Raw genomic sequence first — 15,153 nt, 5'->3', positions numbered from 1 at the left:
CCGAGCCTCTAGGCTGACGGCATGCTGGAAGAGGAATACGAGCGACGGCGCCGGCTGCCTCGGCACCTGCGACGCACCGAACCCCCCGAGCGCCCCTTCAGCTACACGATCCGCCCCGCGCAGGAGCGGGACATCCCCGACATCCGCGAGATCTACAACTACTACGTCACCAACTCGGTCGTGACCTTCGACGAGAAGCGCTGGACCCTGCGGCAGTGGCGGGAGAAGTTCCAGCACCTGGCCAAGCTCGAGCTGCCGTTCCTCGTCGCGGAGAGCCCGAGCGGGCAGATCCTGGGCTACGCGCTCGTCGCGCCCTGGGCCGGCAAGTCCGCCTTCCGCTACACCGTCGAGAACTCGATCTACCTGGGCCAGGCGGCCACCGGCAAGGGCCTCGGCCGCGCGCTGCTCGAGGCGCTCATCGCCGCGTGCGAGGAGAAGGGCATTCGTGAGATGGTCGCCGTGATCAGCGACAAGGGGGCGGAGGGATCGATCGTCCTGCACGAGAAGCTCGGCTTCACCGAGGTCGGCCGGATGGGCCGCGTCGGCTTCAAGTTCGGCCGGTGGCTCGGGACGATCTACCTGCAGAAGTCGCTGTCGCCGAAGAAGAAGCGCGGACTCTTCGGCCGCGCGCGCCACGACTGAGCCCGCTCAGCCGACCCCGGGGTCGTCGATCGACGGCACGGCGTCGAGGAGCAGCCGCGTGTAGGGGTCCTGCGGCCGCTGCAGCACGCCGGCGATGGGGCCGGACTCGACGACGCGTCCGTCCTTCATGACGAGCACCCGGTCGCACAGGTTCTGCACGACGCCGATGTCGTGGGAGACGAGCAGCAGCGCCGTCCCCTCCTCCCGGCGCAGCGTGCGCAGCACCTCGAGGATCTGCGCGCGCACGCTCACATCCAGCGCCGACATCGGCTCGTCCCCGACGATCAGCCGCGGTCGGTGCACGAGCGCGCGCGCGAGGGCGATCCGCTGCCGCTGACCGCCCGAGAACTCGTGGGGGAAACGGTGGGCCATGTCGGCCTCCAGCCCGACGAGTCGCAGCGCCGACCGCACCTGAGCGCGCCGGTCGCCGGGGAGGTCGAGGGCCCACAGCGGCTCGCCGACGATGCGCCCGACGCTCATGCGGGGATCGAGCGACGCGTACGGGTCCTGGAAGACCACGCCCGTCTGGCGGCGCAGCCAGTGCAGCGAGCGGGCGGATGCCGCGGCATCCACGTCTCGGCCGTCGAAGACGATCCGGCCCGCCGTCGGCCGGTCCAGGGCCATGAGCACGCGCACGAGCGTCGACTTGCCCGACCCGGACTCGCCGATGACCCCGACGGCCTCTCCCTCGCGCACGTCGATCTCGGCGTCCTCGAGGGCGATCGTGACGGGGCGCCGGGCGAAGGGGGCCGGGCGGGGTCCGGCGTACCGGCGGGTGAGGCCGCGACCGGAGAGCAGGACGGCGCTCACGGTATCCGCTCCTCGCCCGGATCCTCGCGACGCCAGCGGGTGGCGGCCGCGTCGCGCAGCAGCCCGCGCGTGACGTCGGTGCGCGGTGACCTCAGCAACTCGGCGACCGGCGCCTGCTCGATCACCCGACCGTGCGCGAGCACGACCCCCTCGGCGGCGATGCGCCCGAGCACGGCCAGGTCGTGGGTGATGAAGATCAGCGACATCCGCTCGTCATCGACGAGCGCGCGCAGCAGGGTGAGGATCTCGGCCTGGATCGTGACGTCCAGGGCCGTCGTGGGCTCGTCGGCGATCAGCAGCCGCGGCCGGCAGGCGAGCGCCATCGCGATCGCGACGCGCTGCCGCTGCCCGCCGGAGAGCTCATGCGGGTAACGCCGCACGATGCGCTCCGGCTCGGGAAGGTGCACGCGGTCGGCCTCGGCGATCGCCCGCTCCCACGCGGCGCGGCGGGGGAGCCCCTCGTGGATGCGCACGGACTCGGCGATCTGGCGGCCGACGGTGCGGATGGGGTTCAGCGCGGTGAGCGGCTCCTGGAAGACGAGCCCGATCTCATCCCCGCGCAGGCGAGCGATCTCCCGCTCCGGCATCCCGAGCAGCTCCCGCCCGTGCCAGCGGATGCTGCCGCTCGCCCGAGCCCCGTCCGGCAGAAGCCCCATGATGGCGAGGGCTGTGAGCGACTTCCCGGATCCGGACTCGCCGATGAGACCGAGCCGGGAGCCGTCGGCGACCTCGAACGAGACGCCGTCCACGACACGGCGGCCGTCGATCTCGACCACGAGGCCCTCCACCGACAGGCTCACGCGGTCGTCCCCGGTACATGCGTGGGGGCGCGTCGTGCGGTGTCGCGCGCGGTGCGCAGCGTCGGGTCGGTCGCCTCGCGCAGCGCGTCGCCCAGCATGTTCAGGGCGAGCACGGTGAGCGTGATCACGGCGCCGGGCCAGATCACGGAAAGGGGGTGGATGGTGATGTACTCCTGGAGGTCGGCGAGCAGGCGCCCCCACGAGGCATCGGTCACCGACGCCCCGAAGCCGAGGTACGACAGGCCCGCCTCCGCCAGCACCGCGACCGCCATCGACCACGACAGCTGCACGATGAACACCGGCGCGACGTTGGGCAGCAGATGGCGCCGCAGGTTCTGCAGGGGCGAGAGTCCGCTCGCCCGTCCCGCCAGCACGAAGTCGGAGCGGAGGACGCGGCGCAGCTCCGGGCGCGTGACCCGCGCGATGTTCACGCCGAAGCCGATCCCGACCGACCACACGACGACCCACAGCGACCCGCCCCAGACGGCGGAGATCATCATCGCGATCAGCAGCACGGGGAAGGCGATGAGGATGTCGACGAGCACCGCGACGCCCTCGCGGATCCCGCGCGCGGTGAGAGCCCCGAGCGCCGCGAGGACGATCCCGACGACCGTGGCGACGATCCCGGAGCCCACGGCGACGGCGACCGTGGTGCGGGAACCGGCCATCAGCAGGCTGAGGATGTCGCGCCCCGAGTTGTCGGTGCCGAACGCATGCGGCCACCCGGGCGGTGCCCAGCGGGCGGAGATGTCGACCCGCGCCGGATCGAGCGGGGTCCAGAACAGCGAGACGAGGGCGCAGAGGAGGATCACCACGACGACGATGAGTGCGAACCGGCCCGCGGCGCGGGCCCAGAGGCGGGGCAGCCAGCTCATGCCGCCTCCCGTTGGCGCGGGTCGATCACCCGGTGGGCCAGGTCGACGACGAATCCGACGATGAGCACGAAGCCGGTCAGGACGAGGAGCGAACCCTGCACCTTCTCGAGGTCGCGCGCGGCGACGTCGGCCACCAGCATCCGCCCGACGCCGGGGAGGGAGAACAGCTGCTCGATGACGACGGAGCCCACGATGATGCCCGCCACCTGCAGCCCGAGCACCGTGACGACCGACAACCCCACGTTGGGCAGTCCGTGGCGTAGCAGCGCCTGCGTGCGTGTGAGCCCCTTCGCGGCCGCGGTGCGCACGTAGTCCCTGCCCTGGGCGTCGAGCGTCGCACTGCGCACGAAACGAAGGAGCAGCGCGCCCTCGACGACGCCGATCGTGAGCGCCGGCAGCACGAGTGCGCGCAGCGCGGCCGCGGGATCCGACCACCCCGCGCGGGGAAAGCCCTGCGCCGGCAGCACCCCCACCCACACGGCGAAGACGACGACGAGCATCATCCCGGCCCACACCACGGGGACCGCCGCGAGCGTCTGCGCCGCGACGTTGACCGCCGTTCCGGCCGCGCGAGCGCGCCACAGCGCGGAGAGGACCCCGAACGGCAGTGCGACGGCGAGCGCGACGAGGAGGGCGAGGAGTCCGAGGGGGACGGTCACCTGGGCCTTCTCGAGCAGCTCCGTCGCCACGGGAGTGCCGGTGAGGAGGGAGGACCCGAGATCCCCGGAGAAGACGCCGCCGATCCAGTCGAGGTACTGCACGACGGCGGGGGCATCGAGCCCCAGCCGCTCGCGGATCGCAGCGACCTGCTCGGGCGTCCCCTGGGTGCCGGCGATGAGCTGCGCGACGTCGCCCGGCAGCACCCGAAGCGTCGCGAAGATCAGCACGCTCGCCACGGCCAGCCCCACCAGGAGGAGGGCCAGCCGGGTGAGCGCGTACCGGAGCACGCCGTCAGCTCTTGCCGAGCTCCGCCGCGTCGAGGCGGGAGTTCACGTTCGTCGTCGGCATGCCCGACACGTTGTTCGCGACGGCGAGCACCGATGCCCCGTTGTAGAGCCAGTCGGCCGCCATGTCCTCCGAGACGATGCGCGCGGCCTCGCTGAGCAGCTCCGCGACCTCGTCCTCGTCGGTGGCGACGAGCGACTGGGCGTACAGCTCCTGCACACGGGGTTCGTCGTACGTGAAGTAGTAGTCGGGGTTCGCCCAGTTCTCGAAGTCCCGCGACTCGGTGTGCAGCACGAAGCTCAGCTCGTAGTCGCGGTTGGTGTAGACGTCCTGCAGCCACACCGGGAACTCGACGGAGTCGACCTCGAGGGTGATGCCCACCTCCGCCAGCTGCGAGACGAGCACCTGGGGGATGGTGGTCGGGTAGAAGGACGGGATCGTCAGGGTCAGATCGAGGTCTTCCGCGTCGGCCTCGGCGAGGAGTTCGCGGGCCGCCTCCGGGTCGTAGGGGACGACATCCGAGAGATCCTCGTATCCGGGATCCAGGGGCGGGATCGGGCCGTAGAGCGTCTCGCCGGCCCCCAGCGCCTCGATGATCGCATCGTGGTCGATCGCGCGGCGGATCGCCTCGCGAACGCGGATGTCGTCGAGCGGTGCCGTGAGGCTGTTCATCGCCAGCGTCCCCTTGTCGGTGGACGGGCCGGTGACGACCTCGAAGTCTCCGTTCGCCTCCACCCGCTCGGCGAGCGTCGCGTCGAAGCCGGTCAGGACGTCCACCTCGCCCGCGAGCGCGGCGTTGACGGCGGCGCTCGTGTCGGGGATGTAGGAGAAGACGATCTCGGCCGACGTCGCCGGTTCGCCCCAGTAGGCGTCGTTGCGTGCGAAGACGATGCTGTCGCCCTGTCGCCAGGAGGCGAGCGTGAAGGGACCGGTGCCGTTGGCCGCCGTGGCGAGATCGGTGTCGTCGCCCTCCTTGAAGATCAGCCCCGCGCGCCCCGTCAGCGTCCACAGCAGCTGCGAGTCCGGCTCGGTGAGAGTGAGCGTGACGACCTGGCCCTCGGCCGTGATGCTCGAGACCTTCGCGAGCCGGTCGGAGTCGACGTACGCGGGAGTGTCCTTCGCGGTCTGCAGCGACCACACCACGTCCTGCGGCGTGAGCTCCTGGCCGTTGTGGAACGTCACGCCCTCGCGCACGGTGAACGAGTAGGTCAGGCCGTCTGTCGACACGGTGTAGTCGTCGGCCAGTGCGGGTTCGATCTCCTGCTCCGGCGTGCGCGTCACGAGGCCCTGGTAGATGTTGTCGATCAGGATCTGGTCCAGGGCGGCGCCGGAGGTCTCCCGGACGTTGAGGTTGCCGGGTTCGAGGACGAGCCGCACCGACACCGAGGCGTCGGGGTCGGGCGAACCGGCGGGTTCGGGCTCGGCCTCCCCCGCCCCACCCGTGCACGCGGTGAGCAGGAGGGCCGCGACGACGCCCGCGGAGGCGAGGGTGAGACGGCGATGCATAGAGGGGGTCCTTTCGGGCGCGCCGGGGCATCCGAGGCGGATTCCGCCGCGACCGCTCTACCGAGGCGGTCGCCGTGGCGCACCTTCCAGCCTATTGCGCGCACCCGCTGCGGGCGCGTCATGGGCCATCCCGTGCGACGAGGAGCGTCAGCCCGCGTCATCCGCGATGTCTCCGACGATGCCGGCGAGCTCCTCGGGTGCGGCCTCCTGCAGGTTGTGCGGGCCCGCCACGGTGATCACGCGGGAGCGGGGGAGGCGCCGGGTGAACTCCGCGGCGTCCTTCTCGGAGACGAAGCCGGATGCCGCCCGGATGAGCGTGATCGGACAGGAGACGGCGGCGAGGTCCTCCCATCCCGCCGCGGACACGACGGAGCGGTCGGGGCCCCCGCCCGTGTCGCCGGCGAGGGCCGCGGCGGCGAGGTGGGCGAAATGGTGCTTCCACTCCACGCGTCCGTCGGCCCGCACCCGGGAGTTGAAGAAGACGCCCCGCTCGGTCTGCCGGCGCGATCCGCCGAGTCCGAACTCCTGCGCCCTGTCCACGAGGGTCTCGCGGTCGGGGAAGTCCGTCGGCCCGGCGTAGAACTCCCGCAGCCGCGCGGGGCCCGCGGACGGGTCGATGCCCGGCGTGATGTCGACGATGACGAGCGCCCTCACGAGTCCGGGCGCGAGGGCAGCGATGCGGGCGGCGGTCAACCCGCCGAGGGAATGCCCCACCACGACCTGGGGGCTGTCCGTCCACGCCGTCATCCCGGTGACGATGTCGGGCGCGAGCGTCTCCGCGCGATAGTCGGCGTCGCCGCGCCACGAGGAGTCGCCGTGGCCGGGCAGGTCGATCGCGAGCGCCTCGGGCGCCCCGGTCGCCGCGGCACGGGCGAGCAGCGTGGTGTCCCACGTGTGGGCGTTCAGACCCGCGCCGTGCAGCAGGGTGATCCGCGGGCGTGCGCCGCCCCAGCGGAGCGCGCTGAGCGAGCGCCCGTCCTGGAGGCCGAGACCGACCCTTTCCACGAGGGGGAGGGTGGGGACCGAGAGGCCGGCATCCGCCGCCTGGGCGGGGAGGAAGGAGAACTCGTCGTCGGCACCCATGGCGCCCATTCTGCCGCCGTTAGAGTGATCGGGTGAGCGAAACCCGCGTGCATCTGTCCCGTTCGGAACCCGACGCCTACCGCGCGCTCGAGGAGTTCTCGAAGACGGTGGGGCGCATCGCGCGCGAGAACGGCGTGGACGATCGGCTCAAGGAGCTCGTCCTGCTGCACGTGTCGCAGCTGAACGGCTGCGCGTTCTGCGTGCGCGTGCACCTCGACCGGTTGCTGGCGGCGGGGGCGACCCCCGACGATGCGGCGCAGCTGCCGGTCTGGCGCGAGTCGGGGGTGTTCAGCGACCGCGAGCGCGCGGCGCTCGAGCTCGCCGAGTCGTTCACCTTCATCCACCGCGACGGCATCTCCGACGACGTGTACGGCCGCGTCGGCGGGGTGCTCTCGGAGAAGGAGTACACGGCGCTGTCGTGGCTGTGCGTGTCGATCAACGCGTTCAACCGCGTCGCCATCGCCGGTCGCTACGCCGTGGCCCCGCGCAGGGGAACCCCGTGACCATGTCGCTCGTCTCGGGTGCGTACAACTTCCGCGACACCGGTGGACTGCCGGCCCTGGGCGGCACGACACGGCACGGCGTGCTCTTCCGCTCGGGCAACCTCGCGAACGTGGATGCCGAGGGCCTCGTCGCGATGCGGGGCCTCCGCCTTCGACGCATCGTCGATCTGCGCGACGAGGACGAGGTCGTCCGGTCGCCGTCGCGCGGCGTCGACGGACTGGAGACGATCCGGGTCCCGCTCTTCCTGGGCTCCGTCGCGTCGTTCTTCGAGCGGGACATGAGCCTCGGCGAACTGTACGGTGCGATCATCGACGACTCCGCCGATCGCGTCGTGGACGTGGTGCGCGCCGTCATCGGCGACCAACCCGTGCTCGTGCACTGCACGGTGGGGAAGGACCGCACCGGCGTCACGGTGGCGCTCTCCCTGCTGGCCGCCGGCGTCGACCCCGATGCCGTCGTGGCCGACTACGCCCGCACCGAGACGCTGCTGCCGGCCTCGCGCAACGATGCCGTGATCACGCGCATCCGGGAGGTGTACCCGGGCGCGACGCGCATCGAAGAGCTCGCCACGAAGTCGCCCGCCCCCGTCATGCGGGCGCTGATCGACCGGGTGGAGACGGTGTTCGGATCGCCGACGGATTATCTGAGGGCCCACGGCATGAGCGACGACGAGATCGTCGAACTGCGGCGCGTGCTGGTGGGGAATCGCTGAGCGCAGGGCATTTTCACGGCCAGCGAAGTTAGGTGTGCCTTGCCTACGGGTATAGTGGGAAACGTCATGGCCACTCACACGTCATCCGCTTCCGCGCCGGTCTCCGCAGATCACAGCGCCGCCGCGTGCCGCGCATCGCGGCACACCCGTGTGCAGCACCTGATCACGGCCGACGAAACGTCGCTCGCAGAACTCGAGGCCCTCCTCGCGACGCTGCCGATCTGCTCGACGGGCCGCGTCTTCATCGAGGTGCCCGACGACACGTGGTTCGCGCACGTCCAGGCCCCCTCGCGCATGGTCGTCACGTGGCTCGATCGGTCCCGCCGCTCCGGGCAGCCCGGCTCCGGCCGCCCGTGCGCGCCCGGTGCCGCCGTCACCCGCGCGGTGACCGCATGGGCCGACGAGATGTTCTGCGCCGACGAGGACCACACCCGCATCCACCTCCTGGGTGGTTACCTCGGCACCGCCGACATCGTCGACCACCTGGTCGAGCGCCTGGGCGTCTCGCCGTGGTCGATTCACACGCCCGAGCGGTTCGGCATCCTCACCGCTCGCTGACGGGCCGGGAAGCCCGCCGTCGCCGCGGCACGTAGCCGCCATCCTCCAGGCCCGCCTCGATCTCGAAGCGGTTGCGCAGCGGATCGCGTCCGGCGGCCAGATACAGCAGCGGCATGAGCGCTCCGTACCGTCGCCACTGACGGCGGTGCATGGACTCGTGTCGCACGAGCGAGGCGGGGATGCGCCGCGAGCCGGTGAGGAAGCAGCGGCCGACGCAGGCGCCCCCGCGGGCGAACGTCCACTCGGGCATGCCGCGGAACACCCAGAGCCCGTCGCGCCGCTCGACCCGGCCCGTGCTCCACAGCGATCCCCAGACCAGCCCGACGAGCGTTCCCCACGCGTATCCGATCGCGCTGAGAGGGGAATCCAGCAGGAAGGCGGGGATGACGCGGTCGATGGCCCGTCCACGGCGCACCGCCGCGTCGGCGCGCTCGCGCCATCCGGGCGGGGGCTCGGCGGGCATCAGGCCAGGGCCCCGATGATGCGCAACAGTGTTCCCATGTCATCCGCCGCCGCGTCGGGTGTGGCGGGGGAGAATCCCGTCAGCGACGCCGACCCCGCGGGGGCGGCGTCGCGCGCGGCGCGGATCGCGCCGATCAGGGCCGCCGTGTCCGGTCCGAACGGCACGGGGTCGGTGACGCCCGCGATCGCCGCCGGATCGAGCACGTCCACGCCCACGTGGATGTGCAGAGACGAGGGGCGGGCCGCGGAGAGCGCCGTGATGATCGGCTCGATCTCCACGGTCGGAAGCAGCGTGACGCCGAGCGTGTCGGCGGACGCGATCTCGGCGGGGGTGGCATCGCGTGCGCCCGCGATCACGACGTGCGTCGCCGGGAGCACGGCCGACGCATCCAGCGGCGGAATCGCCGGATCGACGAGGGCGCGCGCGGCCATCGACGCGTAGGCGCCCGTGGGGCTCGATGCGACGTCGTGCAGGCTCGGCTGCGCAGACAGCCAGAGCACCGCCGAGCCCTCGCCGGCGCCGTGCAGGGCGGCGACCGTCCCGACCCCTGCGTCTCCTCCGATCGTGACGACCCGGCCCGTCGCGGGGCGCGCCGCCTCGGCGTGGGCGCGGGCCGCGGCCCGGAGCGCGCTCAGGCGCCGGATGCCGGTGCCCAGCGCATCGCCCGCCTCCTCGGGGGCGGCGACGATCGTCGTTGCGCCGCGCGGCAGGTCACCCGCGATGGCGAGGGCGCCGTCGATGAGACGCATCGCGCGTGAGGACGCGGACCCCTGCCACTGCGGGACCACCACGAAATCGGTCATGCGAACCTCCGTCGGGGACGCCCGCCGAAATATCCGGCGAGCGCCCCGGGATGTCAGGAGTCGATCGCCTGCGGCGAGGACCCGCCGGACTTCAGCGCGGCGAGGCGCGCCTCGACCTCGGTGAGGGTGCCGATGTCTTCGAGGCTCTCGAACTGGGCGTCGATGCTCGAGGCGGCGAGCTCGGCCTTGCCCTGTGCGAGGGCCTCCTGGCGGCGGACCTTGTCCTCGAAGCGGCCGAGTTCGCTCGTGGGGTCGAGCACGTCGATCGACTTGACCGCGTCGTGCACCTTGGTCTGCGCCTCGGCGACCTTGGCGCGCGCGAGCAGTTCGCTGCGCTTGGACTTGAGTTCCTCGAGCTTCTGCTTCATTCCATTGAGGCCGTCCTTCAGCTTGGCGACGACCTCGGACTGAGCCGCGATCTGCGGCTCGGCGGCGCGGGCCTCGTTCTCCTCGCTGATCTGACGCTGCAGGGCGATCTTGGCGAGGTTGTCGAACTTGTCGGCATCCGCGGTGTGTCCCGACGTGCGCAGCTCGTCCGCCTTGCGGCTCGCGGCGAGGGCCTTGTTGCCCCACTCGGTCGCGGCCTGCACGTCCTCCTGGTGGTCGCGCTCCAGCAGGCGAAGATTGCCGATCGTCTCGGCGATCGCGGCCTCCGCGTCGGCGATGTTGTTGGTGTAGTCGCGCACCAGCTGATCGAGCATCTTCTGCGGGTCCTCGGCCTGATCGATCAGCGCGTTGATGTTCGCCTTCACGAGCGTCGAGATGCGGCCGAAGATGGACTGCTTTGCCATATCGGTTTCCTTTCCTGGGTGGACGGGTGGTGGGATGCCGCGGGTGCGGCGCCCTCGGGTTCTAGAAGCGGCCCCCGCCGCGGCGGCCGCGGGTGCCGCCGCCGCCGAAGCTGCCGGCGCGGAAGCCTCCGCCGCGGCCACCGCGGGAGCCGCCGCCGAAGCCCGCGCCGCCGCCCATGCCGCCCAGCATGCCCCCGAGGCCGCCCGCCGAGGAGCGGTTGCCGCCGAGCAGGGAGCCGAGGACGATGCCGCCGAGGACGGCGCCCATGGAGCTGCCGCCGCCGGAAGCCCCGTCGCGTTCGAAGGATCCGACATCGTTCTGCGCGTCGCGGATGGCGAGCGACGCGAGCTGGGAGGCCCGCTGCGCCTCCTCGAGGGCGCGGGCGGGGTCGGTGCTCTGCAGGCTCTCCGCGCGTGCGACGGCGGCGCCGGCCTCGGCGAGGCGGGTACGCGCGGGGGCACCGATCGCGCCGCGCCTGGTCGTGACGTAGTCCTCGGCGGCGGCGATCTGCCCGCGCGCGTGCGCCAGCGTCTGGCCCAGCGCCTGGGACGCCCGGCGAGTCTGCTCCTGCGCGTCCCGAACGGCGGCGAGGCGCGCATCGATCTCGGTGTTGGCGGCCGTGAGCGCGGCGAGGGCGGCGAGCGGGCGAGTCGGGGCGGCGGTCAGGTGCGCGCGGGCGGTGTCGACCCGCTCCCGCGTGGAGGCGACGGTCGCGGCGAGTCCGCCGTCGGCGTCGGGCAGCGCGGCGGCCGCCGCCATGTCCGCCTCGAGGTCGGCGAGCAGGTCGGCCGCGGCGCGCTCGGCCTTTCCGAGCTCGGCCGCCGCCGCGTCGACGGCGGCCTCGAGTCGTGCGGCCTGCGCGACGGCTTCCTCGGCGGCCCGGATGTCGACGGCGGCGCCACCGCCGTCGCCTGCCGCGATCCGCTGCTGCGCCTCGTTCAGCTCCTCGGCGGCGAAGGCGAGCAGGGTGCGTGCCTGTGCGGTGTTCCCCTGAACGGCGGCGAATTCGTCCGGCGCGTAGCGGGCGGCCAGATCGGCCAGCGCGGCGTCGGCCCCGTCGACGGCGCCGGCGGCCTGGCGTCGTTGCTCCTCGACGCGCGCGAGGGCGGCGGGGGCGTTCTGCTCGAGCTCCCGCAGCGCGTCGAAGTCGGCCGCCTTCTCGTCGAGGGCGTCGTTGGCCGTGCGGCACAGTTCGAGGATGCGCTCGTTCCACGCGCGGTGCGCTCCGGCGGCGTCGGGGATGCCGTCATCCAGCTTCTGCTGCAGAGCGAAGGCCTCGGTGAGCGACGCCTTGGCCGCCGCGAGGGTGGCGACGAACTCCGCCGTCGCCTCCTCGCCGAACTGAGCCCGGGCGAACCCGAGCTCCTCTTCGCTGGTGCGGATGGCGTCGTCGGTCTCCACCAGGGCACGCGCGGCGTTCTGCGCGAGCTCCTCGTCGGAGATCGCGGGCTGCGAACCGGTCGGGCCCGCTGTCACGGCGCCGTGCTGCTGCTTCTTCCGCGATCGGATGACGAGCCAGACGACGACGGCGGCCGCGACGGCGGCGAGGAGGAGCAGCGCGGTCCACGCGGGGAAACCGCCGGACGCGGCATCCCCGGTGCCCGAGGAGACCCCGACGGCGTCGCCGAGTCCGTCGGCTGCCGCGTCGACGGCGCCGACCCAGTCGGATGCCGCGAGGCGCGGCTGCACGAGCGTCTGCTCGATCGTGCCGAGCTCGTCGAACGATACGGGCCCGGCGGAATCGGCCGAGATGTAGTACTGGCGGGTGTCCACCGCGACGGCCAGGAGGTACTGGGTGGGGCCTAGCCCGTTCTGCGTCGCGACCTGGTTGGCCCATTCCTCGGCGGAGGAGGGCTCGGTGAACTCGTCGACGAAGACGACCCAGAGGTCGAGGTCCGTGTCGCTGCGGAATGCCTCGAGGCGTTCCTGCGCGGCGTTCGCGTCGTCTGCGCTGAGCACGCCCGCCTCGTCGAGCACGTACCCCACACCCAGGGTCACGGGGGGAGTGGCCAGGGCGGGTGCGGCGATGACGGAGAGCAGGATGGCGAGCACGGCGGATGCGACCCATCGCCCTCGGCGGGATCCGGTCTTTCGCGTCGCATTCACACCTGCGAGGTACCGTGTTCTCCCCACGCCCCCAGTCTATGCAGGGCGGGGCATGCCCGATAGGACGGGCCGGTGCGCCGGAAGCGAAACGGCGGGCGCGCGCGTGCCGAGCCGCCGAGGGGGGTCGCGGTCCGTAGGCTGAGCCGCCGCAGGAGGTGTCGTGGACGATCGATACGGGACGGATGTGCTGGCGGCCGGCTGGCGGGAGCGCAACGCGAAGAAGGTGCCGCGGGTGCCCGTCGAGCGCGACATGGTGCTCGAGGTCGCCGGCGACGGCTGGTGCGGTGCCGTGACCGACGTGCGCGGCGGCCACGTGGAACTCGAGGACCGGCTCGGTCGGCGGCGCCTCTTCCCGCTCGGCCCGGGGTTCCTCCTCGAGGGCGCGCTCGTTCAGCTCGACCCGCCCGTGAAGGCGGGCACGGCGGCCGCTTCCGCGCCGCGGCGCACCGCCTCGGGTTCGTACGCCGTCGCGGATGCCCGTGCCCGGGTTGCACGCCCGAGCCGCATCCTCGTGGAGGGTAGGCATGACGCCGAGCTCGTGGAGAAGGTGTGGGGCGACGACCTCCGTGTCGAGGGCGTCGTCGTCGAGTACCTCGAGGGGGTGGACCTGCTGGGCGACCTTCTCGATGCCGAGCCGCCGACCGCCGAGCGCCGGTACGGCGTGCTCGTCGATCACCTGGTTCCCGGCTCGAAGGAGGAGCGCGTCGCGCGGTCGGTGGCGGCCGGACGGCACGGCCCCCACACGCTCATCGTCGGGCATCCGTTCGTCGACGTGTGGCAGTGCGTGCGCCCCGCGGCGCTGGGGATCCCGGCCTGGCCCGAGGTGCCTCGCGGCCAGGACTGGAAGACCGGCGTGTGCCGCGCCCTCGGATGGCCCGCGCAGACGCAGGCCGACAAGGCGCGTGCGTGGCAGCACATACTCTCCCGCGTGTCGAGCTTCCGCGATCTCGAGCCCGCCCTGCTCGGACGCGTCGAGGAGCTCATCGACTTCGTGACCGCCTGAGGACCTGCACGCTCGTCGCGAGAACGCGCATGCCTCTCGCGGGACCCGCGCCCTTTCTCGCGAACGCACGGCGTTCGTCGTCAGACTCGGCGTTCGTCGTCACGCTCGGCGTCCGTCGTCACGCTCGGCGTCCGTCGTCAGAACGGCGGTGGTTCCGCGGTGCGCGTCGTTCCCGGATGCCCGCCGTCGTCGAGCTCCGCGCCGGCCACGAATCGTACGTGTGGTGGTGTGGGTGGTTGGTCGGTGTAGGTGAGTCCGCCGGGTGAGGTCCATTGCAGGACGCCGCCGCCGTGTTGGGTGACTTTCCAGGCTGTTTCGCCTTTGAGGGTGTGGTGTCTTCGGCACAGGTGGGCGAGGTTTCCGGTGTGGGTTTTCCCGCCGTGGGCGTAGTCGATCGAGTGGTCGAGGTCGCATCGGTGGGCGGGCTGTCGGCAGCCGGGGAAGCGGCAGTGTCGGTCGCGGGCGCGGAGGTGCCGTTTCATCTCGGCGGAGGGGGTGTATCGGTCGACGGCGAGGACGCTTCCGGTGATGGGGTCGGTGAGGATTCGGTCCCATCCGGGTGCCCGTGCGGCCAGTTCCCGGGCGGTGTCGGCGTCGATGGGTGTCTTTCCGACGAGTTCTCCGGGTTCGGTGGTGACGCCGGCGAGGGCGAGGGCGGGGACGGTGACGTTGACGATCGCGGTGATCGCGCCGAGCCCGCCGTATCCGTCGGCCAGTCCTTCCCCGGTTTCGACGTTGGGGGTGGAGGTGAGGAGCATGTCGGCGGCGAGGTCGGCGCGGATCTGATCGAGGGTGCGGGTGTCGGTGGGGTCGAGGTTCTTCACCGCTCGGGCTTGTTGGGTGAGCCGGTCGTGGATCCCGTCCACGATCACGGCCGGCTGCACGATCGTGACGGATCCCATGCCGTCCTCCAGCATGGTCGTCCATACGCCTCGTCGTTCCCGGGCGGCCCGGTGCCGTTCTGTCAGCGACCCCGGTTGCATCTCTTCCGCCATCGGCGCCAGGGCCGCCCGTAACCGGCGCGGCGTCATGCGCTCGGCCTGCCGTACGGCTTCGGCCTCGAACGCTCCCCGCGCGACCGGGTCCACGAGTGGTGTTCCGAGTTCGGTAATCACCCGCACGTGCCGGGCGCCGATCCGTCCCTCACCCCATGCGGTCATCGCCGCCGGGAACTCCCGCACCACCACGGCCGCTTCGCCCATCTGGCGTTGCACCGCCCCGTCGGGCTCCCGCGCCGCGACCGCCAGCTCCGCAGCCACCGCCCGCACCGGCAATTCGGCGTCTTTCGCCGACGCTCGGGGCAGCGCCGCTACCCGCGACGCCGCCAGTTCGGCCGCCTCCGCCAGCACCCGTGCCACCGCGGCCTGCGCGACCGCTTCGGCCCGCCTTGCCGCGACGTAGCGTTCCGCGAGCTCCCGCGCCGCGAGATCCACGTCGTCGCCCCACGGGGTGGACGCCGGCACTGGGTTCGAATGCATGTTCGAAACTATAGAACCAGCCTCCGACATCGCCCCCGGCATCCACCCGGGGCGGGTTCGCGCCGGTCGCCCC

16 protein-coding genes are annotated in these 15,153 nt (G+C 72.3%); 5 read left to right on the top strand and 11 right to left on the bottom strand.

Annotation, left to right across the window (positions count from 1 at the left end; all coding sequences use genetic code 11):
- Positions 1-21 precede the first annotated feature (21 nt).
- On the top strand, positions 22-642 hold the full coding sequence (locus tag RYJ27_RS08460) for a GNAT family N-acetyltransferase (RefSeq protein ID WP_330169886.1): 621 nt from the start codon (positions 22-24) through the stop codon (positions 640-642).
- 6 nt (positions 643-648) lie between these two features.
- Here the strand turns inward: RYJ27_RS08460 and RYJ27_RS08455 are convergent, their stop codons facing one another.
- From RYJ27_RS08455 to RYJ27_RS08430, 6 genes are all read right to left on the bottom strand, one after another.
- Positions 649-1,452, bottom strand: coding sequence for an ABC transporter ATP-binding protein (locus tag RYJ27_RS08455; RefSeq protein WP_330169885.1), 804 nt, complete (start codon positions 1,450-1,452; stop codon positions 649-651).
- The gene (locus RYJ27_RS08450) at positions 1,449-2,252 is read right to left on the bottom strand and encodes an ABC transporter ATP-binding protein (protein ID WP_330169884.1); all 804 of its coding nucleotides are present in this window, start codon (positions 2,250-2,252) and stop codon (positions 1,449-1,451) included. The genes RYJ27_RS08455 and RYJ27_RS08450 overlap by 4 nt, the downstream gene beginning before the upstream one ends.
- Complete coding sequence (locus RYJ27_RS08445) at positions 2,249-3,127, bottom strand: ABC transporter permease (protein WP_330169883.1); 879 nt, start codon at positions 3,125-3,127, stop codon at positions 2,249-2,251. Before RYJ27_RS08445 ends, RYJ27_RS08450 begins: the two co-directional genes overlap by 4 nt.
- The gene (locus RYJ27_RS08440; protein ID WP_330169882.1) at positions 3,124-4,074 is read right to left on the bottom strand and encodes an ABC transporter permease; all 951 of its coding nucleotides are present in this window, start codon (positions 4,072-4,074) and stop codon (positions 3,124-3,126) included. The genes RYJ27_RS08445 and RYJ27_RS08440 overlap by 4 nt, the downstream gene beginning before the upstream one ends.
- A gap of 4 nt (positions 4,075-4,078) precedes the next feature.
- Positions 4,079-5,578 carry an ABC transporter substrate-binding protein gene (locus tag RYJ27_RS08435; protein ID WP_330169881.1) on the bottom strand — a complete coding sequence of 500 codons (1,500 nt, stop codon included), beginning with the start codon at positions 5,576-5,578 and terminating at the stop codon, positions 4,079-4,081.
- A gap of 147 nt (positions 5,579-5,725) precedes the next feature.
- Positions 5,726-6,661: an alpha/beta fold hydrolase gene (locus RYJ27_RS08430; protein ID WP_330169880.1), complete on the bottom strand. Its 936-nt coding sequence runs from the start codon at positions 6,659-6,661 to the stop codon at positions 5,726-5,728.
- 32 nt (positions 6,662-6,693) lie between these two features.
- Between RYJ27_RS08430 and RYJ27_RS08425 the strand changes: the two genes are divergently transcribed.
- The 3 genes from RYJ27_RS08425 to RYJ27_RS08415 all read left to right on the top strand — a co-directional run bounded on the left by RYJ27_RS08425 (position 6,694) and on the right by RYJ27_RS08415 (position 8,435).
- Entirely contained in the window at positions 6,694-7,164 is a 471-nt protein-coding gene (locus tag RYJ27_RS08425) for a carboxymuconolactone decarboxylase family protein (RefSeq protein WP_330169879.1), read from the top strand.
- Positions 7,165-7,166: 2 nt separating this feature from the next.
- A complete protein-coding gene (locus tag RYJ27_RS08420; protein ID WP_330172028.1) occupies positions 7,167-7,877 on the top strand; it encodes a tyrosine-protein phosphatase in 711 nt (236 codons plus the stop codon).
- 66 nt (positions 7,878-7,943) lie between these two features.
- Positions 7,944-8,435: an SIP domain-containing protein gene (locus RYJ27_RS08415; RefSeq protein WP_330169878.1), complete on the top strand. Its 492-nt coding sequence runs from the start codon at positions 7,944-7,946 to the stop codon at positions 8,433-8,435.
- Here RYJ27_RS08415 and RYJ27_RS08410 read toward each other — a convergent pair.
- From RYJ27_RS08410 to RYJ27_RS08395, 4 genes are all read right to left on the bottom strand, one after another.
- On the bottom strand, positions 8,422-8,898 hold the full coding sequence (locus RYJ27_RS08410; protein WP_330169877.1) for a Fe-S oxidoreductase: 477 nt from the start codon (positions 8,896-8,898) through the stop codon (positions 8,422-8,424). The two genes, RYJ27_RS08415 and RYJ27_RS08410, sit on opposite strands and share 14 nt — an antisense overlap.
- Complete coding sequence (locus RYJ27_RS08405; protein ID WP_330169876.1) at positions 8,898-9,701, bottom strand: arginase family protein; 804 nt, start codon at positions 9,699-9,701, stop codon at positions 8,898-8,900. The genes RYJ27_RS08410 and RYJ27_RS08405 overlap by 1 nt, the downstream gene beginning before the upstream one ends.
- 53 nt (positions 9,702-9,754) lie before the next feature.
- Positions 9,755-10,492, bottom strand: a complete 738-nt coding sequence (locus RYJ27_RS08400) for a PspA/IM30 family protein (RefSeq protein ID WP_330169875.1) — start codon at positions 10,490-10,492, stop codon at positions 9,755-9,757.
- Between the two features lie 61 nt (positions 10,493-10,553).
- Positions 10,554-12,626 carry a TPM domain-containing protein gene (locus tag RYJ27_RS08395; RefSeq protein WP_330169874.1) on the bottom strand — a complete coding sequence of 691 codons (2,073 nt, stop codon included), beginning with the start codon at positions 12,624-12,626 and terminating at the stop codon, positions 10,554-10,556.
- Positions 12,627-12,759: 133 nt separating this feature from the next.
- Between RYJ27_RS08395 and RYJ27_RS08390 the strand changes: the two genes are divergently transcribed.
- Entirely contained in the window at positions 12,760-13,602 is an 843-nt protein-coding gene (locus RYJ27_RS08390; RefSeq protein ID WP_330169873.1) for a DUF3097 domain-containing protein, read from the top strand.
- A 137-nt stretch (positions 13,603-13,739) separates the two neighbouring features.
- Here the strand turns inward: RYJ27_RS08390 and RYJ27_RS08385 are convergent, their stop codons facing one another.
- Positions 13,740-15,080: an HNH endonuclease signature motif containing protein gene (locus tag RYJ27_RS08385; protein ID WP_330169872.1), complete on the bottom strand. Its 1,341-nt coding sequence runs from the start codon at positions 15,078-15,080 to the stop codon at positions 13,740-13,742.
- Between the last annotated feature and the right edge of the window lie 73 nt (positions 15,081-15,153).

This window comes from Microbacterium limosum, from assembly GCF_036324365.1.
In the GTDB taxonomy this organism is placed as follows: domain Bacteria; phylum Actinomycetota; class Actinomycetes; order Actinomycetales; family Microbacteriaceae; genus Microbacterium; species Microbacterium limosum.
Note: the sequence above shows the minus strand (reverse complement) of the source record. Positions and strands in the feature narration are given on the sequence as shown.